Origin of the sequence: Tropicimonas aquimaris (assembly GCF_042676185.1) — a bacterium.
Classification (GTDB): domain Bacteria; phylum Pseudomonadota; class Alphaproteobacteria; order Rhodobacterales; family Rhodobacteraceae; genus Tropicimonas; species Tropicimonas aquimaris.
In genome coordinates this window covers 56552-81067 of record NZ_JBHTJT010000049.1, presented here as the reverse complement: position 1 = coordinate 81067, position 24516 = coordinate 56552, and the positions used below count along the sequence as shown (strand labels likewise).

The following is a 24516-nucleotide window of genomic DNA, read 5'->3' as shown; positions in this document are numbered from 1 at the left end:
GGGGGACGATGTTCAGTTGGCGGGGGCAGCGGCGTCGGCTGCCGCGCGTTCTTCGGGCAGAACGGTCATGCCGGGCGAAACCTTCTGGAGGCCGGCGACAATGATCCGGTCGCCCGGCGCGAGGCCGTCGGTCACGACCCACTGGTTTCCGAGGTCGCGCTCCACTGTGAGTTCGCGCGTCTCGACCTGGTTGTCGGCGTTCACGACCATCGCCACGGGGCGACCGCGGCGGTCACGGGTGACGCCTTCCTGCGGGGCGAGCACCGCGTCTTGCACCACCCCCTGGGGCAACTCGACCTGGACGTACATGCCCGGCAGCAGGAACTGCTCGGGATTGGGGAATTCCAGCCGCAGAACGATCACGCCGGTGGTCTCGTTCACATGCGGTTCGGCCGCGGCAAGGACACCATCGTGCTCGTAGGTGCCGCCATCGGCGAGGCGCAGGGTGATCCGGGTGCCGGCGTCCTCGGCCAGGTGCTGGCCGGAACGGCGCCACTGCAGGATCTCCGCGGCCGATTGCGTCACGTCGACATAGACCGGGTCGAGCTTGCGGATCACGGTCAGGGCACTGGCCTGACCGGCTGTGACCAGCGCGCCCTGCGTGGTCTGGCTGAGGCCGACGGTCCCCGAGATCGGAGCCGTGATCGTCGTCCGCTCGAGGTCGATCGTCGCGGACAGAACCTGCGCTTCGGCGACCTTGACCGCTGCGGTTGCGGCATCCAAGGCCGTAACGGCGTCATCAAGCACCTGCTGGCTCGTCACGTTGCGCTGGCGCAGTTCCTCCTGACGGGTCTTCTCGCGATCGGCGGCACGGAACTGCGCTTGCGCCTGTGCAAGGCTCGCTTCCGCGGCGGCCTTCGCGGCTTCGTAGCTGGCCGCGTCGATGCGATAGAGCGGCGCGCCCTGTTCCACAGGCCTGCCTTCTTCGAAGAGTCGTTCGGTGACGATCCCGCTGACTTGCGGGCGCACTTCGGCGACGCCGGAGGCGGTGACGCGGCCGGGAAGGGTCGAGGTGAGCGTCACGTCGCTCGCCTGCAGCGTCACCACGGTGACCGGCATCGGCGGGCGCTCGCCGCCCTGTTGCTGTGCCTGCGCCGGGGGCGCGGCCGGGGCAAGAGCTATTGCCACGAGCAGAATCGGGAGGAGGGATCGAAACGTCGGCATTGGGGACTCCGGGAGACAAACGTCCGCTCTGTTGCGCGGCGGAACTCTTGAATGCGGCCATTATGGAAACTATACGGTTTTGTAAAGTCCGCTCATGCTGCAAATGCGCGTCTGATGCGGGACGTGGCATTTCAGGGGGACGGTAATTGGCTTTGACTCCTAAGGAAACCGACCGGAACGACCAGGGCAATCTGCGCAAGCGCGGACGTCCTGTGCAGATGTGCCGGGCTGAGCGCGAGACGCTGGTATTGGACTGCGCCATCGCCCTGCTGTCGGAAAAGGGGCCCGAGGATGTGACGATGGACGACATCGCCCAGCGAGCCGGCATGTCGAAGCGGACGCTCTATTCGCTCTATCGCAGCCGGGAGGAGCTTCTCGGCGCCGGGTTGGCGCGAATGAGCAGGGCGCTGTTCCGTCCGCTCCGGCCTGACGAGCGGAACGCGTCGCTCGAGGAGCGGCTGCGCATCCTTCTGACCTTCAATCTCAAGCGCGAGCCCCCGGACGTGGTGATCGAAATGCTGCGCGCGGTGATCGCTGAGGCCCGCAACTACCCGGAAATGGCCCTCGGCCTCAGCCGGATGGGACCGGGCCAGGTGGTCGATCTGCTCTGCAAGGAACTTCTGCAGGCCGCAGAGGCGGGGGAAATCGGCCTCGCGCTCGACGAAATTCCTGCCGCGGCAGAACTTCTGGTGGACATGGTGGTGGGCAACACCCTCCCCTGCCTGCTGGATCCCGACCGCATCCTCCGCAAGCCGGAAGATCGTGAGGCCCGCCGCGATCGCGCGATCGAGATATTCCTCAACGGCGTGCGCCCACGCCGCAAGTGAGCGTGCCGTCCGCCGGTCCGTTCATAGTGGAGCGGATCGCGGCACCGGTTTCCTTGAATCTCCCCGTCGATGAACCGTGCCTTGTCCGGTAGGGTCGGAACCTTCCCTGCCAGGGAGATTGGATCGCCATGCGGGGCAGGGCAATTGATCGGCGCGCGGAAGTGCTTGTGGTCAATCGGGCGACCGAACGCGCGTGGCCCATCGGCGCCGGTTGTCGCAGTGGGCAAGGCAGGGATAGTCAATCCCTACGGGCTGGCGCATACAGGCGCCCGAGATGTTTACAAATACTCACAAAAATGGCGCTGTGCATGACCTCGCCATGATCCATGGCCGGACGAACGTGCTTCCGAGACCCAACCCGCAGGCGAACCGTTCCTCCGTTGCCAGCCCGGGCCGGGGGCTGCGACGCCGGTCATCGGCGTTGCATGCGTGGTCGGCGCTTGCGGGAACAGCAACCACTGAATGACGGCCGGCCCCGCGTGCAGCCGCTGTCGAGAAGCGGCGCAGGGGCGTCACTCGATCCACCAAGGAGAAGAAGATGGGAAAACTGGAAGGCAAGAAGGTCTTCATCACCGGCGCCGAGCAGGGCATCGGTTTCCATACCGCCAAATGCCTAATCGAGGCGGGTTGCGATATCTACCTGCATTACTTCAGCGGAACGGAAGGGCCGGAACAGCTCGTCGAGCTTGCGACATCCCTCGGCCGGCGCGCCGCGTTCGGCCCGGCCGACCTGACGAAGAAGGACGAGGCGGAGACCTGTGTGGCGAATGCCGCCGAGTTCCTGGGCGGCATGGATGTGCTGGTAAACAACGTCGGCGGCATCATCGCCCGGAAATGGCTGGGCGAGATCGAGCCGGAGTTCTGGCAGATGGTGATCGACGTCAACATGACGACCATGCTCAATGTCACCCAGGCCGCGCTTCCTCACCTTAAGCAGGCAGAGGAAGGCGCCAGCATCGTCAACCTCGCCTCCCTTGCTGGCCGTTCCGGCGGGCATTCCGGCTCGCTGGTCTATTCCATGACCAAGGGGGCGGTTCTCACCTGGAGCCGGTCGCTTGCCGCCGAACTCGGAGAATTCGGCATCCGGGTGAACGCCGTCGCCCCGGGGCTGATCCTCGGCACGCGCTTCCACAACCAGCACACGACCAAGGAATCCGCGGACGAGACGGTCAGGGGCATTCCGCTCGGCCGGGCCGGCACCTCGGAGGACGTCGCGCGGACGATCACCTTCCTCGCCTCCGAATACGATGGGTTCATCACCGGAGCCACGATCGACGTCAACGGCGGCGTCTACCGCATGTGATCGCATGAGTGGTGCCGCCCGCGCGGCGCCACGCCCAAGGAGGCATCATGATCAAGTCCGACATCCTTCATCCGCAGCTTCTGGCCGCGCTCGCCCGGGCAGGGCACAAGGCCCAGATTCTCATTTCGGACGCGAATTACTCATTCGTGACCAATTCCGCGCCGGAAGCGGAAATCGTCTATCTGAATTTCGCTCCCGGGACTGTCGCCAGCGCCGAGATCCTGAAAGGCGTCTGCAAGCTCATCAATGTCGAGATGGCGCGGATGATGGCCTGGCCCGAGGATTTCGAGAACGCTCTGCATACGGAGTATGTCGAGATTCTTGCCGACGACACGCCGATGGAATTCGTCGCCCGCGAGGAGTTCTACGCATTGGCAAAATCCTCGGACACGCTGCTGGTGATCGCCAGCGGCGAGACGCGGAGGTTCGCCAATATCCTTCTGACGGTTGGGCCGGTGATCCTCTAAGCCGAGGCAGCAGGACGGAGCGACCCTTCGATGGCCGGCGGCGCAGAAGCGCTCCGGCCATTTCGGTTTCCAGCAGCCCATGCTGCGAAACCTCGACCAAGTTCGGCGCAAAGCCGCGAAACCTGCCGTGCAACAAAGGGGTTGACCACAATCACTTCGGACCCGCAAACACGAAGGAAGCGCCAGAAAAGGCGGGTCCGAAACAGCAGCTCCGAAAATGTTTCGAGGCTGCGAGAAAAAGCGGCAAATGCATGTCCATAAGCGTAGCGCTAAGTCATCGAACAACATACGAATATGACCGCCTGGTCACTCTCGCGCCGCACGTCGTGCGCCTGCGTCCCGCACCCCATAGCCGGACTCCGATCAAGAGCTACAGCCTGAAGATCGAACCGGAGGATCATTTTCTCAACTGGCAGCAGGATGCCTATGCCAACTGGCATGCGCGGCTGGTGTTCCCCAAGCCGACGCGGAAATTCTCGGTGACCGTCGATCTCGTCGCCGACATGGTCGCGATCAACCCGTTCGACTTCTTCCTCGAGGAAGATTGTCAGGAAGTCCCGTTCAAATACACCAACGCGCAGCTCAAGGATCTGCGGCCCTACCTTCGCAAGGTGGGCCGGGGGGATACGTTCAGGGATTTCGTCGAACAGTCGCCAAAGCAGGAAGGGCGCACGAACGACTGGCTGGTGGCGCTGAACGGGTTTCTCTCGCAGCGGATCGACTACACGATCCGGATGGAGCCGGGGGTGCAAAGCCCGGCCGTCACCATCCGCAAGGCGCTCGGCTCCTGCCGGGACAGCGCCTGGCTTATGGTCGCGATGCTGCGGGAAGCCGGGTATGCGGCGCGGTTCGTTTCGGGATACCTGATCCAGCTTACGGCGGACCTCAAGCCGATCGAGGGCCCGGCGGGACCGGAGAACGATTTCACGGACCTGCACGCCTGGTGCGAGGTCTACCTGCCCGGCGCGGGGTGGGTCGGGATGGACCCGACTTCGGGCCTCTTCGCCGGGGAGGGACATATCCCGCTCGCGGCCACGCCCGAGCCTTCGTCCGCCGCCGCGATCACCGGCGCGCACGACGAGGCGGAGGTGACCTTCAGCTTCGAGATGTCGGTGGAGCGGATCGACGAGCCGCCGCGCGTCACCCGCCCGCTCTCGCCGGAGCAATGGGCGGAGATCGACCGCGCCGGACAGGCTGTGGAAGCCAAGCTCCAGGCCCAGGACATGCGCCTCACCATGGGCGGGGAGCCGACCTTCGTCTCGGCCATCGACCGTGACGGCGCCGAATGGACGACGGAAGCCGTCGGCCCGACCAAGCGTGTCTATGCCGACCGGCTTGTTCGCCGGCTCCGGGATCGTTTCGCGCCGCATGGCGTGCTGCACCACGGGCAGGGCAAGTGGTACCCGGGGGAGCCGCTCCCCCGCTGGGCCTATTCGCTGATCTGGCGCGGCGACGGGCTGCCGCTCTGGTCGGATGCCGATCTGCTTGCGCGGGAAAACACCGGTCACGCGACCCATGAGACGGCGGCGGAGTTTTCCGAACGCCTGCTCGACGCGCTGGAACTTGAGGACGATGCCTTTGCCCATCCGGTCTACGAGGACCCGATGCACTTCATGGGCAAGGAAGCGATGCTGCCGGACAACGTGACGGTCGAGGACAACCAGCTCGAGGACCCGCAGGAGCGCGCGCGCCTCGTGCGGATGCTGAACAACGGTCTCAGCAACCCCGTCAGCTACGTGATCCCGATCCAGCTGGCTCAGGCCCAGGCCAGCAAGCGGCGCCGGTTCCGCTGGGCGTCCGACCACTGGGGCACGCGGCGCGACAAGCTCTTCCTGCTGCCCGGCGACAGCCCGGCCGGCTACCGACTGCCGCTGAACTCGCTCTCCAGGACCGAGGAGTTCAAGCAGTATTTCCGCGACACCATGCTCCGTCGGCGTAAGGGACTGCCGCCGCGACGCAAGCCCTACCGCGGAACGGAAGCCGAATACGAGACCGAGGAATACCTCGACACGCCCCATTTCGGCACGGGCTACGGGCCGGGACAGCCGACCGCACCGCTGCCCGATGGCTACATCGTGCCACCCCAGGCACAGCCGGTGCGCAGGATCCGACAGCAGCGCCGGGATGCGGCGCCCGGTCCGGCGCAGGATTTCGACGAATCCGTCTGGCTGCGCGATGTCGAAAGCTCCGATGACTGGCTCGTGGGCGAATACAGCTATTGGGTCGAAGGCATGCCGATCCGCACCGCGCTGGCGGTCGAGCCGCGGGATGGCATCCTGCATGTGTTCATGCCGCCGACTGGCTCTTCGGACGAGTATCTCGACCTCGTCGAAGCGGTGGAAGAGACCGCCGCGGCGATGAGCCTTCCGGTCCGGATCGAGGGCTACGAGCCACCGCGCGACGGCAATTTCAACGTGATCCGCGTGACCCCCGACCCGGGCGTCATCGAGATCAACATCCATCCGGCGAAGGACTGGCAGTCGCTCAAGGAGATCAACGAGGCGCTCTACGAGGAGGCCCGCCAGTGTGGGCTCGACAGCTTCACCTTTATGGTTGACGGACGGCTCACCGGCTCCGGTGGCGGCAACCATATCGTCGTGGGCGGCGCAACGGCGCCAGACAGCCCGTTCCTGCGGCGGCCGGATCTCGTTGGTTCCATCATTCGCTACTGGCAGCGGCACCCCTCGCTGTCCTACCTCTTCTCCGGCACCTTCATCGGCCCCACCAGCCAGGCGCCGCGTTTCGACGAAGGGCTGGCGGACCGGGTCTACGAGATGGAGATCGCGCTCAGCGAGCTGTCCCGGATGCAAGCGAGCGGACAGGCCTTTCCCTGGCTGGCCGACCGGATCCTGCGCCACCTGCTGACCGACATGACCGGCAACACGCACCGGGCCGAGATCTGCATCGACAAGATGTTCTCGCCGGACGGTCCCACGGGCCGGCTGGGGCTGGTGGAATTCCGCGGCTTCGAAATGCCGCCGCACTGGCAGATGAGCATGGCGCAGGCGCTGGTCATGCGGGGCCTGCTGGCGTGGTTCTGGGACAAGCCCTACACCGAGCCGCTGGTGCACTGGGGCAAGGAGCTGCACGACAAGTACCTGCTCCCGCACTATTGCCGCGAGGATTTCAACCAGGTCCTGGACGACCTCAGCACCGCCCACGGGTTCGTCTTCCGGCCGGACTGGTACGACGCGCAATACGAGATGCGCTTCGGCGAGGTCGGGCACACGACGGTCGAGGGGGTGAAGCTCACCCTGCGCAACGGGATCGAGCCCTGGCTGGTGCTGGGCGAAGAGGCCACCGGCGGCGGCACGTCCCGCTACGTGGACAGCTCGCTGGAGCGGGTGGAGCTGAAGGTCGAGGGGGATCTCGGCAGCCGCTTCGTCATCACCTGCAACCAGGTCGAGGTGCCGCTGCAGCGGGTCGCCCCCGACACCTACGTCGCCGGCATCCGCTTCCGCAGCTGGCAACCCTGGTCGTCCCTGCACCCGACGATTCCGGCCCATGCGCCGCTGGTCTTCGACGTCTACGACCGGGTTGCCGGGCGTTCCGTCGGCGGTCTGAAGTACCTCGTCGCGCACGAGGGCGGCCGGGCGCATGAGAACCGACCGATCAACGATCTGGAGGCCGAAGGGCGCCGGCGCGTCCGGTTCCAGGAGGGGCAGCACACGCCCTTCAGGTTCGACCCGATCCGGCCGCGAAAGAACCTCTGGAACCAGGCGACCCTCGATCTGCGTTTCGTGTGATCGGAGGGGTCATCGATGGCTGCCTTCCCGGCCCGAGCCGGGGAGGCGAATGCCTCCGGATGGCGCGGGACCGGAGTAAAGTGGCCCGGGCGCCCCGTCGAGGGACTTGCCAGAAACCAGCCGGGCGTGGCCACGGTCCTTTCGAAACGTCGCTTGCAGGCCCGTCGCGGCGCCGCATACCTTCGGACGAAACTGGGGGACGACAGCGCTACGCGCTCTCCGAACAACTTGGCCCGCGGGCGGGGAGGATCAGGTCATGAGCATCACCAAGGTTGATCTGGCCATTTCGCTTCTGCAGGACCTGATCCGGACCGGTGCCTTCCGACCGGGAGATCGCCTGCCCAACGAGGCCGAACTCTCGGCGCAACTCGGCGTTTCACGCAATTCGCTGCGCGAGGCCATCCGGGCCATGCAGACCATGCGCATCCTCGAGGCGCGGCAGGGCGACGGCACCTATATCTCGGATCTGGACCCGGCCGGGATGCTCGACGCCCTACGCTTCGCCGTCGACGTCTCGGGGCCGCAGGCCATCATCTGGTTTCTCGAGATCCGCCGGATGATCGAGTTCCACGTGGCCGGGATCGCGGCGGCGAAACGGACGGAATCCGAGCTGGAGCGGCTGCGGGACAGCATCGCCCAAATGGCGAAAGCCGAGTCGTCCGAGACGATGATGGAGGCGGATACCACGTTCCACGAGCGTCTCGCGGAGATCGCGGGAAACCCGATCCTGACATCGCTCCTGCGCCTGGTGTCCGGGCCGACGATGCGCGCGCGGATATGGCGCCAACAGGACCTTGCGGATGTCTGCGCCGAGCATGCGATGATCCTGCGCGGGATCGAGGCTCGCGACGTGGAGGCGGCGAAGAGCGCGATGTGGCTGCACATCAGCGGGGTGCTGGAATGGGTCGCCGAGAACCCCGGCGAGATCGAGAGCCGCACCGCCAGCCCGGGAGGGGCAGGCTGAGTGGCTTCCGCCCTTACATCACCGCGCCGACCTGCCAGGGGACGAACTCGTTGTCGCCCAGGCCCAGAAGCTCGGATTTGGTCTTCTGGCCCGAGGCCACGGCCAGGATCATCTCGAGGATCTCCGCCCCCTTGTCCGTCAGCGGCACGCCCTCGGAGAGAACGTCACCGCAATTGATGTCCATGTCATCGGGCATCGCGGCGAACAGGGTGTCGTTGGTCGCGACCTTAATCGTGGGCGCGGGTTTCGAGCCGAAGGCCGAACCGCGGCCCGTCGTGAAGACGACCATGTGTGCGCCGCCCGCGATCTGGCCGGTTGCGCAGACCGGATCGTAGCCCGGCGTGTCCATGTAGACGAAACCCGGCGCTGTCACCTTCTCCGCGTAGTCGTAGACCGCCGTGAGCGGCGTCGCGCCGCCTTTGGCGACCGCGCCGAGGGATTTCTCGAGGATTGTGGTCAACCCGCCGGCCTTGTTGCCGGGGCTGGGGTTGTTGTCGAGGCTGCCCTGGTTGATCTGGACGTAATTCTCCCACCAGTGGATCTGGTCGAGCAGTTTCTGCGCGACCTCGGGGCTCGCGGCCCGGCGCAGCAGCAATTGCTCCGCGCCGTAGATCTCGGGCGTTTCCGACAGGATGGCCGTGGCGCCCAGGCCGACCAGCAGATCGGAGGTGACGCCGAGCGCCGGGTTCGCGGTGATGCCGGAAAACCCGTCCGAGCCGCCGCATTGCAGGGCGATCTTGAGGTCGGAGGCCGGGCAGGGTTCGCGCCGCACGGCGTTCACCTCGGGCAGCAGGTCCCTGACCTTCGCCTTGATGGCCTCGATCGTCGCCCGGGTGCCGCCGGTCTCCTGGATGGTCAGCCCGTGGAAGCGATCCGCATGCTGTTCGTCGTAGAGATGTTTCATGTGGGCGATCTGCATCATCTCGCAGCCCAGCCCGACGAAGATCGCCGCGCCGACATTGGGATGCGTGGCATGCCCCCAGAGCACGCGCTCCAACAGTTCGAACCCCTTGCCCTTCATGTTCATGCCGCAGCCGGTGCCGTGGGCGAAGGCGACCACGCCGTCCACGTTCTCGAAGGCGTCCAGATCACCCGAGAGCGACAGTTCCTGCGCGGCTTGACGGATCACCGTGGCCGAGCAGTTCACGGTTGCGCAAAGCGCGATGAAATTGCGGGTGCCCACCTGGCCATTGGCGCGGCGATATCCGAGGAAGCTGCGCCCCTCGAGAGCCGGGATCGCGGCCTTCGAAGCCGCGAGGTCACCGCCGATCTGATAATCCTGCTCATGATCGGAAAAGGCGCAGTTGTGCGAATGTACATGGGCGCCGGCCGGAATGTCCTCGCTCGCCCGTCCGATGATCTGCCCGAACTTCAGGATAGCCTCGCCTGCCGCGTGGTGCTGTCGGGCGAGCTTGTGCCCGGCGCGCACCGGGGCTGCCAGCGGGGCGCCGATTCCCAGAGGGTCCTCGCCCGCCTTTGCGCCGCTGGGCAGAATGGCAATCGTATCCGTCTCGTGGAGGATAATCGGGGCTCGCGTGGTCATGATCTGGCAGCCTTGGTGTCCGGGGTTCTGGCAATGTCGCCGTTGGATGGCCCGTGGGCATCCGAGGGATCTGACATGGGATGACTTATGTGTCAGATGCCGTGGATTGTCAATTTTTCGGCGGAATCGACGCAGCACCTGGATCATACATCCCATGAATTGGCGGCAGCTGCTTCGGTTGAACCGACGGGGCAACGGCGTCCCAAGTCGGATCTATTCCTCGGCAGGCCCCTTGCGCCATTCGCCCTGAAGCACCCGCCTGTGGAAGAACGGGAACTTCAGCAACTCCTCGAACAGGATCAGCGAGAACACCCAAGTCGCCGAGAGGTCCAGCCAGAGAACGAAGAGCGCCACCATCGGGACCCGGAACAGCCATTGCGTCAGGACGTGCACGTTCATCGAATAGAGCGTGTCCCCTCCGGCGCGGAGCGTGTGACCGCACATGATGTTCGACCCGCGCAGCAGCGGCATGAGCAGCAGAACGGGCAGGAAGGAGACCAGCGCGGCGCGCGTCTCGCTCCCGAGGCTCGCGTAGATCGCGTCCACCGACAGGCAGAGCGCGAGGAAGCAGCCGGCGACGATCAGTGCGGCCACGAAGGCCCCCCACCAGGCGCGGCGCAGGAAGACGTTCAACTCCGGCCCGCTCTGCCCGTTGCCGAGCATCTGCGCCACGGCGATCCCCGTCGCCATGCCCCAGGCGGTGCTGAAATTGCCCGCGACCATCACCCAGGGATTGATGAGAGTCATCGCGGCGAACTGGTTCACGCTCATCTTGGCGTAAATGAACATGCAGATGTTGTTGACGATCACCATGGAGATGAACTGCCCGGCGATCGGCATGGCAAATACCAGGTGCCGGTGCAGGGAGGCGCCGAAGGTGCCGTTCCGCCAGCCCGTGACATCCCGGTAGCCGCCGGTCAACCGCAGGAAATGCGCGCCGAGAAACAGCGCGCGGGTGAGCGAGGAGATGGCGCTGCCGACGGCCGCGCCCGCCACGCCCATCTCCGGCATCCCGTAATGCCCGTGGATCAGCGAGTAGCTGACCGCCACGTTGATCGGGATGGCGATGAGATAGCTGTAGGCGGGCAGGGTGGTACGCCCGCATCCGTTGAAGAAGCTGCCGAGGCATTGCGCCACCGCCTCCATCAGGACGACCCACATGAAGACAGAGAGGTAGCTGACGGCCTGCGCGGCGATGTCGGGCGTATGGGCAAAGGTCTCGATGACCCGATCGCCGAAGAGCCAGACCAGAACGATCCCCAGCAGTGCCGATACGAGGTTGATCAGCAGTCCGATGTAGGCGCCCGTCTTGAGCGAGACCGGGTCGCCCGATCCGTAGGCCTGCGCGATCCTGATCTGCGCCGCGTTGGAAAAGGCGAAGAGCACGCCGAGCAGAAGGCCGCCGACCGCGGCCGCCAGCCCCATCGCGGCCACCGATTCCTCGCCGAGCGCTGAAACAAGCCAGGCATCGATCACCACGATGCCATGGAGCATCATCGCCTTGAGGCCGAGCGGCCATGCCAGCCGGAAGATCTCCGCGGATGACGGGGTGCTCTGGCGCGTCGACGAGGCGGTCATAGGGGCTCCGGGTGACAAAAAGTAACAAATTCGTATCCGTCGGAAACGGGGAAAATGCAACCGTACGGGGCAGGCTCGCAATGCTAGGAATTGCCGACCCTGCGGCACAACGCTCCGCGGGCCGCGCAAGAACGCCTGGCGCTCGGTATGACGCTGAACGCTATGTCGAGACCGTTGCCGTGCGGCACGACTTCAAGGGGCGGGAGAGTGACGCGCATGCCACGCGAAGGCAGACGTCAACCGCTCACCGACGATCGCTCGGATCGGCGAAGCCGCACCTTGGTTGGGGGGAATGGCGACCGCCGCCGATCAGTGCCGCCGTTGGGGACGGATCCTTTACGCAGGGGCTTTGGTTCTCTGACGCGGCGCGCTATTCACGAGCGCGCAGCCTCGATGCGGGCCAAGTCGGCGCAGGGGGCGGCCCCCGCCCGAGAGTCCGATCGAAGCGCCACAGGAAACTTTCTACCAAGGACGCCAGATGCAGTTCCGCCACGATCCCGTCTACACGTCGCGCCGCTCGCCGGTGCTGGCCGATAATGTCGTTGCCACCTCGCAGCCGCTGGCCACGCAGGCCGGGCTGAGCATCCTGCGGCAGGGCGGGAATGCCGTGGATGCCGCGATCGCCACGGCCGCGGTCCTGACCATTGTCGAGCCCACGGGCAACGGGCTGGGGTCGGACGCCTTCTGCATCCTCTGGGACGGTGAGGCGCTGCACGGTCTCAACGCGTCCGGTCGCGCGCCGGCCGCCTGGACACCGGAGCGCTTTCCCGATGGCATGCCGGAAATCGGCGTCGACACCGTGACCGTTCCCGGCGCGGTCAGCGCCTGGGTCGCGCTCGCCGAGCGGTTCGGCACGCTGGACCTTGCCACGGTGCTTGCGCCGGCGATCCACTATGCCGAAGAGGGCTTCATCGTCTCGCCCGTTATCGGAACGCTCTGGGCCAAATACGCCGAACCGCTCTCTGGCCAGCCCGGCTTCGCCGAGACCTTCATGCCGGGCGGGCGGGCGCCCTGTCCGGGCGAGCGCTTCCGCAACCCGGGCGCTGCGCGGACCCTGCGTGCCATCGCGGAAACCGCAGGCCGCGCCTTCTACGAGGGCGAGATCGCTGAGGAACTCGTGGCCTTCCTGCAGGCCAACGGCAGCGCCATGACGCTGGAGGACCTGGCCAGCCATCGCGCCGACTGGTGCAGCACGATCAGCCAGCGCTTCGGGGATGTCGAGCTGCACGAGATCCCGCCGAACGGGCAGGGCATCGCCGCGCTGATGGCGCTCGGCATCCTCGAGCACACCGCGATCCGGGAGCATGGGCCGGACGACCTGGCCGCCGTGCACCTCCAGATCGAGGCGATCAAGCTCGCCTATCGCGACCTGCATGCCTACGTGGCGGACCGCGATCACATGACGGAGGTCGATGAAACCGCGCTGCTCGATCCGGACTATCTGAAATCCCGCTCCGCGCTGATCGACCCTGCGAGGGCCATCGACCACGGGCCGGGCGCGCCGAAACGCGGTGGCACCGTCCTGCTGGCCACGGCGGACGCCTCCGGCATGATGGTCAGCTTCATCCAGTCGAACTATGATGGGTTCGGCTCAGGCGTGGCGGTCCCGAGCCTCGGCCTCGCGTTGCAGAACCGCGGCCTTGGCTTCAACACCATTCCCGGCCACCCGAACTGCGTGGGTGGTGGAAAGCGGCCCTTCCACACGATCATCCCGGGCTTCGCGATGAAGCAGGGGGCGCCGCTGATGGCCTTTGGCATGATGGGCGGCCCGATCCAGGCCCAGGGGCACGTGCAGCTGCTGCTCCGCACCGAGCTCTGGGGGCAGGACGTGCAGACAGCCGCCGACGCGCCGCGGTGGCGGATGATGAGCGGGCTGGAAGTCGCCTGCGAGCCGGGGCTGTCCCCCGAGATCGTCGAGGGGCTGCGTGCCCTCGGCCACCGGGTCACGGTCCATTCCAGTGCCGACTTCTTCAGCTTTGGCGGCGCGCAGCTGGTGCATCGTTTGCCGGGCGGCGGCCACGCGGCGGGCTCAGACCCGCGAAAGGACGGCCAGGCTGCCGGATTCTGAGCGTCGAAGGCGCCGCCCCGGGAAGAACGATGAAATATCTCAAGAAACTCGGCATCGACATTTATATGCTCCTGCTGCTTGCGACGGCGGCGATGGGAGTGATCGTCCCGGCGCAGGGCAACGCTGCTACGGTGCTCGGGCACGTCACCTTCTGGGCCGTCGCGCTGCTGTTCTTTCTCTATGGCGCAAAGCTGGACGCCGGTGCGGTCCGGTCCGGTCTGACGAATTGGCGGTTGCAAGGGATGACCCTTGCGGCCACCTACATCCTGTTTCCGCTCGTGGGACTCGCGCTGTCGCTGTTGACCGGTCCGGTCCTGGGGACGACCGTCACACTTGGCTTATTGTTCTTGGCGGTCCTGCCATCAACGGTGCAAAGCTCGATCGCTTTCACGTCCATGGCTGGTGGCAATGTGCCTGCCGCGATTTGCGCGGCCTCGGTGTCGAACCTGGTAGGCGTCGTCCTTACGCCCCTGCTGGTGGCCGCGCTGCTGCATGTCGGGGAGGGCGGCGTACGGCTGGACGCGGTAATCAAAATCGCGACGCAGATCCTGCTTCCCTTCGCGCTTGGTCAGGTGTCCCGACCCTGGATCGGCCCGCATGTGACGAAACACAAGGCTCTCACCCTCTGCGCAGACAGGGGTGCGATCCTGCTGATCGTCTTTTCCGCCTTCAGCGCGGGCACGGTTTCAGGCCTCTGGGCCTCGATGGACGCGGCGACGCTGGCCATGCTCGTTGTCGTCGTCCTGGCCTTCCTCGCCATCGCGATGTCGTTCATTGGATGGACGGGGCACTGGACGGGGCTGCCAAGCGCAGACAAGTCGGTGCTCTTCTACTGCGGATCGACCAAGAGCCTTGCGACCGGACTTCCCATAGCAACGGCGCTGTTTCCGTCGGGTGATCTTGCGGTGATCGTGCTGCCGTTGATGATCTACCACATGTCCCAGCTCCTGGTCTGTGCCGGTATCTCGCAAAGAGCGGCGAACAGGCTGGCCGGGACAAGGGCATGACGTGTCGCGCTTGGGGGGTGCGGTTTCGCTCCGGCAACCATCTCATGGAACCGTCGGCGACACAGGTCTGGCGGCAGGCCGAGACCGTGCCTCGCAAATTGCCAAAGCCACCGGTGGGTGGCTTCGGCCTGTCTTGAACTGCGGGGCGTCCCGGAGCTACATCGCGTGTTGCTCGGGCGGCTCCTTGGCACCTGTCATGAAGGCAACCGCGTCGGACATGGTGTAGTCCTTCGGGTCGATCGTGCAGAGCCGCTTGCCGAGGCGGTGGATGTGAATGCGGTCTGCCACTTCGAAGACGTGGGGCATGTTGTGGCTGATCAGGATGATCGGAATGCCCCGCGCCTTCACGTCCTGGATCAACTCCAGAACCCGGCGGCTCTCCTTGACGCCGAGCGCGGCCGTCGGCTCGTCCATGATGATGAACTTCGTCGCGAATGCCGCGGCTCGGGCGACCGCGACGCCCTGGCGCTGGCCGCCGGAAAGCGTCTCGACCGGCTGGGAGATGGACTGGACGGTCATCAGCCCGAGCTCGGTGAGCTTGTCGCGGGCGAAATCTTCCATCTTCTTCTTGTCGAGCATGTGGAACCACTTGCCCATCCAGCCTTCCTTGCGGATCTCGCGGCCCATGAACATGTTGTCCGCGATGGAGAGCGCCGGCGACAGCGCGAGCGTCTGGTAGACGATCTCGATCCCCATCTCCCGCGCCTCGATGGGCGAGGTGAAGCGGACCGGCTTGCCCTCGATGAGGATCTCGCCCTCGTCGGGCGTGACCGCCCCGCAGATCGCCTTGACGATCGAAGACTTGCCGGCGCCGTTGTCCCCGATGACGGCCAGGATCTCGCCCTGGCGCAGCTCGAAGTCGGAATGGTCGATCGCAGTCACGTGGCCGTAGCGCTTGACGATGTTGCGACCCTGAACGATTGGTGTCTGATCGGACATTACGCAGAGACCCTTCTGATCCATTGGTCGATGGCGACCGCGATGATGATGAGCCAGCCGATGGCAAAGACCTGCCAGAGCACGTCGACCCCTGCCATGCGCAGGCCGGACTGGAAGACGCCGACGATCAGCGCCCCGAACAACGCTCCCATGATCGAGCCGCGTCCGCCGAAGAGGGAGATGCCGCCAATGACCACGGCGGTGATCGACTGCAGGTTCCCTTCGTAGAAGGATTGCGGAGAGATCGACCCGACCCGGCCGATGGAGGCCCAGCCGGCAACCGCGCAGACGAAGCCCGCGAGCATGTAGACGGAGACCAGGACCCGGTCCGTGCGGATACCCGATAGCTCAGCTGCCTCCTTGTCATCCCCGATGGCGTAGACGTGGCGGCCCCAGGGGGTCTTGTTGAGCATGTACCAGAGCGCGACGAAGATCAGCACCATGAGCAGCGAGCCGAGCGTGATCCTGGCCCCGCCCAGCTCGATCGTGGAGCCGAAGAATTTCAGGAAGGGGGCGTTGGCGTCGATATCGGTGCCCCGGATGGACTGCGCCCCCGAGAGCCACAGCAGGAGTGAATAGAAGATCGACCAGGTCCCGAGCGTGGTGATGAAGGGCGGCAGCTTGATCTTGGTTATCAGCAGGCCGTTGAACAGGCCGGCCACAGCGCCACCGGCAAAGCCGACGAGGATCGCGATCCCGCTCGGCACGCCCATGTAGACGGCGAGATTGCCCATGATCACGGACATCAGGACCATGATCGCGGCAACGCTAAGGTCGATGCCCGCGGTGATGATGATCAGCGATTGGGCCGCGGCCAGCATCCCGATGATCGAGACCTGCTGAAGGATCAGGCTCAGGTTGAAGGCGGAGAAGAACTTGCCCCCGGCGATCAGCCCGAAGGCAATAAGGCTGATGATCAGCACGATCACGGGAACGAGGGTCGGGTTGTCGTGCAGCAAGTGTTGCACTTTTTTGATCGGCGAGTGCCGCCTGGCATCGAACTCGGCGACCCTCGTATCGCTCCTGTCCAATGTCTGCTCGAAGTCCTGGCCCTTGCGGGCCGGTTCGCTTGTGTCTGACATGATATCCTCCCCCTGCCTCGCGGGATGCGCAGGCAGATCGTCGCTTCATGATCCGGAATTGGGAGTTGCGGGTGCGGCGGCGCGAGCGCGCCGCCGCCATTGAAATCCCGAAGGCGTCAGCCCCAGCACTTCTCCAGGCCCTCTGCAGAAGAGAGCGAGGGAAGGCCTTCGACCGGCTGGTCGGTGATGAGTTCGACGCCGGTGTTGAAGAAGTCGAGGCCTTCGGAGTTCTGCGGTTTCTCGCCGGTCTCCGCGAAGTTCTTGATCGCCTCAATCCCCTTGGAGGCCATCAGGAGCGGGAACTGCATCGACGTTGCGCCGATGATGCCAGCCTCCACGTCCTTCACGCCCGGGCAACCGCCGTCGACGGAGACGATCAGCACGCCCTCGTCCTTACCGGCGGCCTTCAGCGCCTCGTAGGCGCCAGCCGCGGCGGGCTCGTTGATGGTGTAGACGACGTTGATCTCGGGGTCGATCTGCAACAGGTTCTCCATCGCGGTCCGGCCACCGTCGGGCGAGCCGTCGGTCACGTCGTTGCCGACGATGCGCGGGTCGTCCTCGTCACCGATGTCCTTGGGGTCCTTCACGTCGATCCCGAAACCGGTCAGGAAGCCCTGGTCGCGCTGGTAGTCCACCGAGACCTCGGAGGCGTTGAGATCCAGCAGGGCGATCTTGGCGTTCGCGGCCTCGTCGCCGAGGGTCGCGGCCGCCCATTGGCCAATCAGCTCACCGGCCTTGAAGTTGTCGGTGGCGAAGGTGGCGTCGGCGGCGTCAGCCGGCTCGAACTGGGTGTCGAGCGCGATGACCAGCGCACCGGCCTCACGGGCCTGGGTTATGACAGGAACCAGGGCCCGGCTGTCGGTCGGCGTGATCAGGATGCCCTTGGCGCCGGCGGCGATGCAGGACTCCACGGCGGCGACTTGCGTTTCCACGTCGCCGTCATACTTGCCGGCGAAGGCGGAGAGCTCGATCCCGGCCTCCTCGGCGGCGGCGGTCGCGCCTTCCTTCATCTTCACGAAGAACGGGTTGGTGTCGGTCTTGGTGATGAGGCAGGCCGCGGTCTGGGCATAGGCGCCTCCGGCCATTGCGACCATCGCGAAGGCCGACGTGATCATAAGTTTTTTCATGGTTTCCTCCCTCGAAACTGACGTCGTTTCTGGATCGGGCTCCTCCCTGATCCGGGCTTGCACCGGTTGGGCCGCTGCAAAGCTGATCCTTAAAAAGCCTGATTCTGAGGCGTCTGTCAATTAGTTTGTAAACTTTACTTACTAAGTATTCTTCGCTACCTTTCCAAGGGTAAGGGAGGGGCCTATGGTCGGCGCCATGGACGGAGCAGTAACCTCAGAGCGAAGTGCAGGGCGCGGCGCAGGCGTCAATCAAAGCGGGCTGCGCGACCACAACGAGCGTCTGATCCTGTCGTTGCTGCAGCGTCACGAAGCCGTCTCCGGCGCGGACCTGTCCCGGCGCACCGGCCTGTCCCGCCCGACGGTTTCAACAATCCTGAAGGGTCTCGAGGAAGATGGCCTCGTTCGCCGCGGCGCGCCCGTCCGGGGCAAGATCGGCAAGCCGTCCATCCCGATCGAGCTGGACCCGAATGGCGTGCTGTCCCTCGGCCTGAAGATCGGGCGTCGGAGCGCCGATCTCGTGCTGATCGACTTCGTGGGGGAGGTGCGGCGCCAGCTCCACACGACCTACGATTATCCCTTGCCGGAGCCGGTCTTCCGGTTCCTGCAGGACGGAATCGAGACGCTTCAGGGGGATTTGACGGCGGATCTCCGGCACAGGGTCTGCGGCATCGGGATCGGTGCGCCCTTCGAGCTCTGGAAATGGAGCGACCTCGTTGACGGTCCGTCCGAGACCTTCCGGCAATGGAAGGATGTGGATTTCGTCGCCATCGTTTCCCGGTTCACGGACCTGCCCGTCTATGTCGTGAACGACGCGACCGCGGCCTGCCATGCCGAGCATCTCTATGGCCGCGGCAAGGAGTTCCGCGACTACGCTTATTTCTTCATCGGCTCCTTCGTCGGTGGGGGCGTGGCGCTCAACGGCACCGTTTTCGAAGGCAACCAGGGAAACGCGGGTGCGTTCGGCTCCATGCGCAGCACCGGACCGCTCGGCGAAAGCAAACAGCTGATCGACGTCGCCTCCCTGCACCTGCTGGAAACCCGTCTGATCGAGGCCGGGCTCGACCCGCAGATCATGTGGCAGCTCCCGCAGGACTGGAACGGGATCTCGCGCTACGTGAACCCATGGATCGGCGAAACCGCGCAGGAGCTTGCCAAGGCTTCGCTGTCCATCTGTTCGGTGATCGACTTCGACGCCATCCTGATCGACGGGGCTTTCCCGAGCGATGTCCGTGACGAGCTCGTGCTCAGGGTGCGGCGCTACCTCGGGAACCAGGACAAGCGGGGCCTGATCGAGCCACGCATCGAGGCCGGCAGTGTTGGCGGAAACGCACGCGGCATCGGCGCCGCGAGTAGCCCGATCTTCAGGCAGTTCCTGTTGAACACAAACGCCGGACTTTCGGCCGTGTGAGCTGCGTCGGGCAATTTTCTTAGCCATGTCGCAATACCGTGTTTGCCGTCGTCTTGACGCGAATGGCCGATAATCGGGTTCCACAGACTCCGTCCGGAGATCCGAATGGCACACGCAAATCGAGTGAATGGTTTTGATCCGCAAGAGTTTCGACACATTCTCGATCTGTTGCCGCGACTGAGAGCGAACCAGATCAAGTACCTACCGGGGAACGCCCGATATATCCGGCGCAAACGCGTGGCGTTGGTGGAGACTGAGCGATGGCAGGAACGCGAGTGAGCCTGCCGACATTCTCCCTCAGTCGCTCTCAGGCACTTTCGCAATCCTGCGACTGTTCCTGGATTGGCGCTTCAGGTCATGATTGCGAGTGAAGGTGAATTGCGCCTGGCCCCTGCGCCGCACGCATGGCCCTGCCGAGGTCGGGCTACAGTACCCATCCGGCATGACCGACGTCCTGGCGGGGTCCAAGTTCTACGGCCGGTTCACACTGAACGCAGCGGTCCTGTTGCGCACGGCGCGCGAGCTGGCGAATGGTCATATCCACGTTACCGGCTCGGTACGGGAAGACACGGAAGCCGACGCACGACAATCCGGAACATCCTCGTTGCCCCGATCGCTCGGACAGCGCCGAGACGGCATCGCGCGCGCGGGCGCCCCAGATTATCGCCGCGGGCAATGCCGAGATCATCAATGATGTCCGCTCGAAGTTCGATGCGGTCAAAGCCGAATTCGAACTGGACGATTGGCTCCACCTTGTCGAGGTGTCCGGGCGCGTCGACATGGTGTTCGCCAAAACGGCCCGCGGCTTCGACATATTGATCCTCGGCCGCCCGAAACCGGGCGATGCCGACGAGCATGTGACCTTGCATCCCGACCGCATCGCGTTGATGAGCGGACGGCCCGTTGTCGTGGTGCCGCAAGGCTACGACCGCGAGGCCAGCCATGCCGAGGCGGCCATCGCCCGGGACGGCAGCCACACTGCCGGGCGGGCGCTCTACGACAGCCTGCAACTGCTTGAGGACGAGGGGCGCGTGACCCTGCTGACCGTGGAAGGCACCCGGCTTCCGCGCCCGGTGGAGGAGGTGCTCGACCACCTTGCCCTGCACGAGGTCGAAGCGCGGCACGAGGAACTCCCGCTGCACCGCGGCGTCGGCAGAACCTTTCTGGCCTTCACGCGGGAGCGCAATCCGGGCTTCCTGGTGATGGGCGCCTTCGAGCACTCGAAGCGCCGGGAAGACTCCCCCGGTCGGGGTCAATGCGTGCGTCTTGAATGAGATCGACATCCCCGTTCTGCTGTCGCATTGATGCTTCAGCAATCGAGGGTCTTGTTGAAAAGCTGTTCTCTTCAAGCCTTCGACATTCCGGGAAGGCTACACCGATGAAGGTTCATATTCTCGACGACTGGTTTGACACGCTCGAAGGGTTGCCGTGTTTCTCGCGTCTCGCGGAACATGACGTGACAGTCTGGACCGATCATGTGGAAGACCCGGCCATCCTTGCGGGACGGCTGTCCGGGGCGGAGGCGCTGGTGTTGTTCCGGGAACGCACGAAGGTGACCCGCGACCTTCTCGAGCGTTTGCCGAACCTCAAGCTGATCAGCCAGCGAAGCGTCTATCCCCATGTCGATGTCCCGGCCTGCACGGACACGGGCGTGCTGCTGTGCTCGAACATGCACGGCGGCACACCCTCCTATGCCGCGGCCGAACTGACCTGGGCGCTGGTCCTCGCCGCCATGCGGCAGCTGCCTGCGCAAATCGCGTCGCTCAAGGCCGGGCATTGGCAGATGGGTGTCGGACGGACGTTGCGGGGGCGCAGGATCGGGCTCTACGGATATGGCCGCATCGCCCAAGCGGTCGCGGACTATGCCCGGGCCTTCGGCATGGAGGTCGTCTGGTGGGGCTCGGAGGCGGGACGCGAGAGGGCGCGTGCCGTCGGCGAGACCGTTGCGGTGAGCCGAGCGGATTTCTTCTCGACCTGCGACGTCGTTTCGATCCACGTCCGCTTGAAGCCCGAGACGCGGTGCATCGTCACCTCCGGCGACCTCGCGGCGATGCGTCCCGACGCGGTCTTCGTGAACACATCTCGCGCCGGGCTGGTCGAGCCGGGCGCGCTTCTGGCGGCGCTCGATGCGGGTCGCCCTGGAACAGCGGCCGTCGACGTCTTCGACACGGAACCCCTCACGGATCCTTCCGATCCGTTGCTGTCTCATCCTCGGGTGATCGCGACGCCGCACATCGGTTTCGTCACGGAGGATGAGTTCGACCTTCAGTTCGCGGACATCTTCGACCAGATCAACGCCTATGCCGCGGGCGAGCCCATCCACATGATTAACGCCGAGGTCTGGGCGCGGAGTGCGGGCTGACCCGCTCAGGCGAACAGACGCACCGCCGCCTTGAACGCCGCGACGACGGGCGTGTCCTTCTGCCCGATGGGGGAGAGCAGTCCGATAGGACCCAGGATCGTCGGTGCGGGCAATGGGCTGACGACGATGCCTTCCGAGAAACCGGGCGTGACGGCGGAGGCGCTCACCAGGGCGACCCCGCTTTCGCCGCTCACCGGCTCAAGCGCCGTGGTCGACCGGTGTGCCTCATAAGGCCAGGCATGGGGCTTTCTCGCCCGCGCCACGGCGTCGTCGATCACCGCGTGGCGATGGTGGCCGAAGGCCACGCTTTCGTCCCGCATCGCGCGGCTGGTCGCCCGTGCATCCTCCAGGATTGCCTCGGCGCGCGCCCGGAGCCCCCTTGCCGCCAGCGTCGGCCTGACCGCGCGCATCGTCCGCTCGAACAGCTCGAAATCGAGGGCGGTTTCAGGCTTCTGGCCCCCGCGGGTGATCGCCGATCGCGACGGGCTCAACGACTTGGCTGCCGTGTGAAAGGAGCCAGTCTTCATCGCCGCGAGACCGGCTTCGAGATCGTTGACGTCGAAATTGCTCTACATTTCGCAAACGCAAGAAAAGTGGCAGCGGTCAAAACAAACCCGCGCGGATATCCCTAAGCCAGCGAGGGAAGTGCAATGACACGCCAAGTCGACATGGCAATGATCATGGCCTCGGGTGGCGTCCGGGCAGATACCGAGTGGCTTAATTGCGCCCGGGAGGGCGGCGGCCGAGAACTTCCTGATCCGCGGCACGCTCTGCAACCGCGGCGTCGCGCTGACCCACCTTTTGGCGTAGACGGGTCGCAGGTGGGCAACCCGGCCCGGTGCCATGGCGTGGCCATCGACGGTCGCGCCCCGAATTTCGACGGCGGCATTGTCGCTGGGCTCGACTGCGCGCCGGTCTAGATCTTCGTCCACAAGAACGCGGAACGCCTCTAAGGCGAGGGGGAGGATATCTGCCCGAAACGCGACGCGATCTGGGGAAGGCTCTTGGCCGCGTAGCGCGACCAGGTGGGCTATTTCATCATGGACGCCAAATCGCTGGAGCTGTTCATGCCTTCGGTCTTCCGGCCGGGGTGGGCATTCCCATCGGAACGAGCTGCGGACATATCGCAGGACGGCAGGCCGCCGCCTATGTGCTTGAACTTCTTCAGTCAGCCCGCCGGCAGTCCGAGAGCCGCGCCATCGGCTCGGCGGGCGGCGAGGCTTTCTACGTGGTTTCGTCCGACAATGCGATCGTAGCGAAATATGCACCTGCCTTCTTCTTTCCGCATGCGCGCCTCGCCGTGGGGCGGCGCCGCCATTGGCGAAGCGTCGGTGGCGCGCGCATTCGGTGGGCGCACCTTGTGGGCGCTTTCGGTATGGTAGCGAAGATGAAGGGCCTCTCAGCCGGACATCGCGAGGCTTGCAATTTCGAGGAAGAGGAACGTTTCTCCCATGCCCGCCGCCATATGCACCAGTTCCTGATGTCCGTCTTCCTGCTGAGTTTCGCGGCGACCAGCACGGACGCGGTTATGCACGATGGCTTCGTGTTGCGCGCACCCCACAGGGTGTTCTCGCTTCCCAAGCTGCTCGGGGTGCCGGTTGGGCTGATTCTGGCCGTCGGAACCGGCTGGATGGCGAAGCTCAAGCTGTTTGCCGAACGGGAGGTGGGAGAGGCGACCGCCTGCAGCGGAGACGATGGGCTTCGTCCAGCTGATCCGCAGCGGGTTTGCGGCGCTCGTGCGGTGCGCGCAACGCAAGCAGGAGGCTGCCCCGAGCGCCGCGAGTGGGGCCAGGGCATGACGATGGCAGGGGGGCTTCGCTCCGCTGCGCCGGGCCCGGCAACGCCGGTTGACAGATCATGACCATCGCTTCCCGATACTTGCGCCCGCGGCTCTGGACCTTCGCGATTGCCGCTGGCGGCGTGCTGGCCTTTTATATGGCCGGCTTGCCACTACCGTTTCTGCTGGGCCCGATGTTCGCCTGCCTCGGTGCTGCTCTGATCGGCGCAAGGCTGGAAGGACCCGGCGTCGCGGGAACGGTGTTTCGTACGGTTCTCGGCGTCGCTGCCGGGGCTGCCTTCACGCCCGATATCATTGCGCAGGTGCCGGACATGCTGCGTTCGCTCGCGCTGGTTCCTGTCTTCGTCGGCCTGATCGCGCTGACCGCCTATCCGTTGCTGCACAACGTTTTCGGCTATGACCACGTGACGAGCTACTACGGCGCGATGCCCGGCGGGTTGCAGGACATGGTCGTCTACGGCGAGGAGGCCGGGGCGGATATGCGCGTCCTCTCGCTGATCCACGCCACGCGCGTGCTGCTGCTCGTCAGCCTCGCGCCCTTTGCGCTCGCGCATATCTGGGGGGTGGATCTCACCGCCAGTCCCGGCGCGCCGGCCCGTGACATCCCGATCCACGAGATCGCCCTGATGATCGCAGCGGCGATCGGCGGATGGCAGATCGCGAAGCGCGTCGGCCTGTTCGGGGCTTCGATCATCGGTCCCCTGATCGCCACCGCCTGCCTGTCCCTTGCCGGGCTCATCACCCATCGTCCGCCGGCCGAGATGGTCTGGGCGGCGCAATTCTTCATCGGCGTCGGCGTCGGCGCTCGCTATGCCGGCGTGACCTTCGGGGAGTTGCGCCGCACCGTGCTCGCCGGCGCCACCAACGGCATGCTGCTGGCCGCCGTCAGCAGCGTCTTCATCGCCGGTGTTGTCATGCTGGGCATCGCTCCGGGGCTCGACGCCTTCCTGGCCTTCCTCCCCGGTGGACAGGGCGAGATGGTGGTGCTTTCGATCGTCGCGGGGGCCGACCTGACCTACGTGGTGCTCCACCACGTCTTCCGCCTCGTCCTCGTCATCACGCTCGCGCCGCTGGCGATCCGATGGATCCGGCGCCGATGACGCGGCAAGCGGCGCTCGCTGCCGTTCGCTCGT

At 65.4% G+C, this 24516-nt stretch carries 19 protein-coding genes and 1 pseudogene; 12 read left to right on the top strand and 8 right to left on the bottom strand.

The window, feature by feature from the left end:
* Positions 1–12: 12 nt before the first annotated feature.
* Positions 13–1164: an efflux RND transporter periplasmic adaptor subunit gene (locus tag ACFQ2S_RS19970; RefSeq protein ID WP_386077226.1), complete on the bottom strand. Its 1152-nt coding sequence runs from the start codon at positions 1162–1164 to the stop codon at positions 13–15.
* Positions 1165–1310: 146 nt separating this feature from the next.
* On the opposite strand from ACFQ2S_RS19970, the gene ACFQ2S_RS19965 reads away from it, so the two are divergent.
* The 5 genes from ACFQ2S_RS19965 to ACFQ2S_RS19945 all read left to right on the top strand — a co-directional run bounded on the left by ACFQ2S_RS19965 (position 1311) and on the right by ACFQ2S_RS19945 (position 8471).
* Complete coding sequence (locus ACFQ2S_RS19965; RefSeq protein WP_386077225.1) at positions 1311–1991, top strand: TetR/AcrR family transcriptional regulator; 681 nt, start codon at positions 1311–1313, stop codon at positions 1989–1991.
* 538 nt (positions 1992–2529) lie between these two features.
* The gene (locus tag ACFQ2S_RS19960; RefSeq protein WP_386077223.1) at positions 2530–3294 is read left to right on the top strand and encodes an SDR family NAD(P)-dependent oxidoreductase; all 765 of its coding nucleotides are present in this window, start codon (positions 2530–2532) and stop codon (positions 3292–3294) included.
* 47 nt (positions 3295–3341) lie between these two features.
* Positions 3342–3761, top strand: a complete 420-nt coding sequence (locus ACFQ2S_RS19955) for an RbsD/FucU family protein (RefSeq protein ID WP_386077221.1) — start codon at positions 3342–3344, stop codon at positions 3759–3761.
* Positions 3762–4012: 251 nt separating this feature from the next.
* The gene (locus tag ACFQ2S_RS19950) at positions 4013–7507 is read left to right on the top strand and encodes a transglutaminase family protein (protein WP_386077219.1); all 3495 of its coding nucleotides are present in this window, start codon (positions 4013–4015) and stop codon (positions 7505–7507) included.
* Positions 7508–7763: 256 nt separating this feature from the next.
* A complete protein-coding gene (locus tag ACFQ2S_RS19945) occupies positions 7764–8471 on the top strand; it encodes a FadR/GntR family transcriptional regulator (RefSeq protein ID WP_386077217.1) in 708 nt (235 codons plus the stop codon).
* 13 nt (positions 8472–8484) lie between these two features.
* Here the strand turns inward: ACFQ2S_RS19945 and ACFQ2S_RS19940 are convergent, their stop codons facing one another.
* Together ACFQ2S_RS19940 and ACFQ2S_RS19935 are read right to left on the bottom strand one after the other, a co-directional pair.
* Entirely contained in the window at positions 8485–10014 is a 1530-nt protein-coding gene (locus ACFQ2S_RS19940; protein ID WP_386077216.1) for a UxaA family hydrolase, read from the bottom strand.
* Positions 10015–10227: 213 nt separating this feature from the next.
* A complete protein-coding gene (locus ACFQ2S_RS19935; protein ID WP_386077214.1) occupies positions 10228–11592 on the bottom strand; it encodes an MATE family efflux transporter in 1365 nt (454 codons plus the stop codon).
* A gap of 478 nt (positions 11593–12070) precedes the next feature.
* Between ACFQ2S_RS19935 and ACFQ2S_RS19930 the strand changes: the two genes are divergently transcribed.
* Positions 12071–13660, top strand: a complete 1590-nt coding sequence (locus tag ACFQ2S_RS19930; protein WP_386077212.1) for a gamma-glutamyltransferase family protein — start codon at positions 12071–12073, stop codon at positions 13658–13660.
* 29 nt (positions 13661–13689) lie between these two features.
* Positions 13690–14667 (top strand): bile acid:sodium symporter family protein, encoded by a 978-nt coding sequence (locus ACFQ2S_RS19925; protein WP_386077210.1) that lies wholly within the window; start codon positions 13690–13692, stop codon positions 14665–14667.
* Between the two features lie 156 nt (positions 14668–14823).
* Here ACFQ2S_RS19925 and ACFQ2S_RS19920 read toward each other — a convergent pair whose 3' ends face one another.
* From ACFQ2S_RS19920 to ACFQ2S_RS19910, 3 genes are all read right to left on the bottom strand, one after another.
* Positions 14824–15630 carry an ATP-binding cassette domain-containing protein gene (locus tag ACFQ2S_RS19920; protein WP_386077208.1) on the bottom strand — a complete coding sequence of 269 codons (807 nt, stop codon included), beginning with the start codon at positions 15628–15630 and terminating at the stop codon, positions 14824–14826.
* On the bottom strand, positions 15606–16688 hold the full coding sequence (locus tag ACFQ2S_RS19915; RefSeq protein WP_386077206.1) for an ABC transporter permease: 1083 nt from the start codon (positions 16686–16688) through the stop codon (positions 15606–15608). The genes ACFQ2S_RS19920 and ACFQ2S_RS19915 overlap by 25 nt, the downstream gene beginning before the upstream one ends.
* Before the next feature lie 116 nt (positions 16689–16804).
* Complete coding sequence (locus tag ACFQ2S_RS19910) at positions 16805–17815, bottom strand: substrate-binding domain-containing protein (RefSeq protein ID WP_386077204.1); 1011 nt, start codon at positions 17813–17815, stop codon at positions 16805–16807.
* Between the two features lie 184 nt (positions 17816–17999).
* On the opposite strand from ACFQ2S_RS19910, the gene ACFQ2S_RS19905 reads away from it, so the two are divergent.
* From ACFQ2S_RS19905 to ACFQ2S_RS19895, 3 genes are all read left to right on the top strand, one after another.
* Complete coding sequence (locus ACFQ2S_RS19905; RefSeq protein ID WP_386077202.1) at positions 18000–19223, top strand: ROK family transcriptional regulator; 1224 nt, start codon at positions 18000–18002, stop codon at positions 19221–19223.
* A gap of 530 nt (positions 19224–19753) precedes the next feature.
* The gene (locus ACFQ2S_RS19900) at positions 19754–20497 is read left to right on the top strand and encodes a universal stress protein (RefSeq protein ID WP_386077200.1); all 744 of its coding nucleotides are present in this window, start codon (positions 19754–19756) and stop codon (positions 20495–20497) included.
* 104 nt (positions 20498–20601) lie between these two features.
* Positions 20602–21585 (top strand): D-2-hydroxyacid dehydrogenase family protein, encoded by a 984-nt coding sequence (locus tag ACFQ2S_RS19895; protein WP_386077198.1) that lies wholly within the window; start codon positions 20602–20604, stop codon positions 21583–21585.
* A 5-nt stretch (positions 21586–21590) separates the two neighbouring features.
* On the opposite strand, the gene ACFQ2S_RS19890 is transcribed toward ACFQ2S_RS19895, so the two are convergent.
* On the bottom strand, positions 21591–21995 hold the full coding sequence (locus ACFQ2S_RS19890) for a LysR substrate-binding domain-containing protein (RefSeq protein WP_386077357.1): 405 nt from the start codon (positions 21993–21995) through the stop codon (positions 21591–21593).
* A pseudogene (locus ACFQ2S_RS19885) lies at positions 21975–22127 on the bottom strand (helix-turn-helix domain-containing protein); the annotation flags it as partial. The gene ACFQ2S_RS19890 and the pseudogene ACFQ2S_RS19885, both read right to left, overlap by 21 nt.
* A gap of 686 nt (positions 22128–22813) precedes the next feature.
* Here ACFQ2S_RS19885 and ACFQ2S_RS19880 point away from each other — a divergent pair.
* A complete protein-coding gene (locus ACFQ2S_RS19880; protein WP_386077196.1) occupies positions 22814–23446 on the top strand; it encodes a hypothetical protein in 633 nt (210 codons plus the stop codon).
* Complete coding sequence (locus ACFQ2S_RS19875) at positions 23443–24483, top strand: AbrB family transcriptional regulator (protein ID WP_386077194.1); 1041 nt, start codon at positions 23443–23445, stop codon at positions 24481–24483. The genes ACFQ2S_RS19880 and ACFQ2S_RS19875 overlap by 4 nt, the downstream gene beginning before the upstream one ends.
* Positions 24484–24516: the final 33 nt, after the last annotated feature.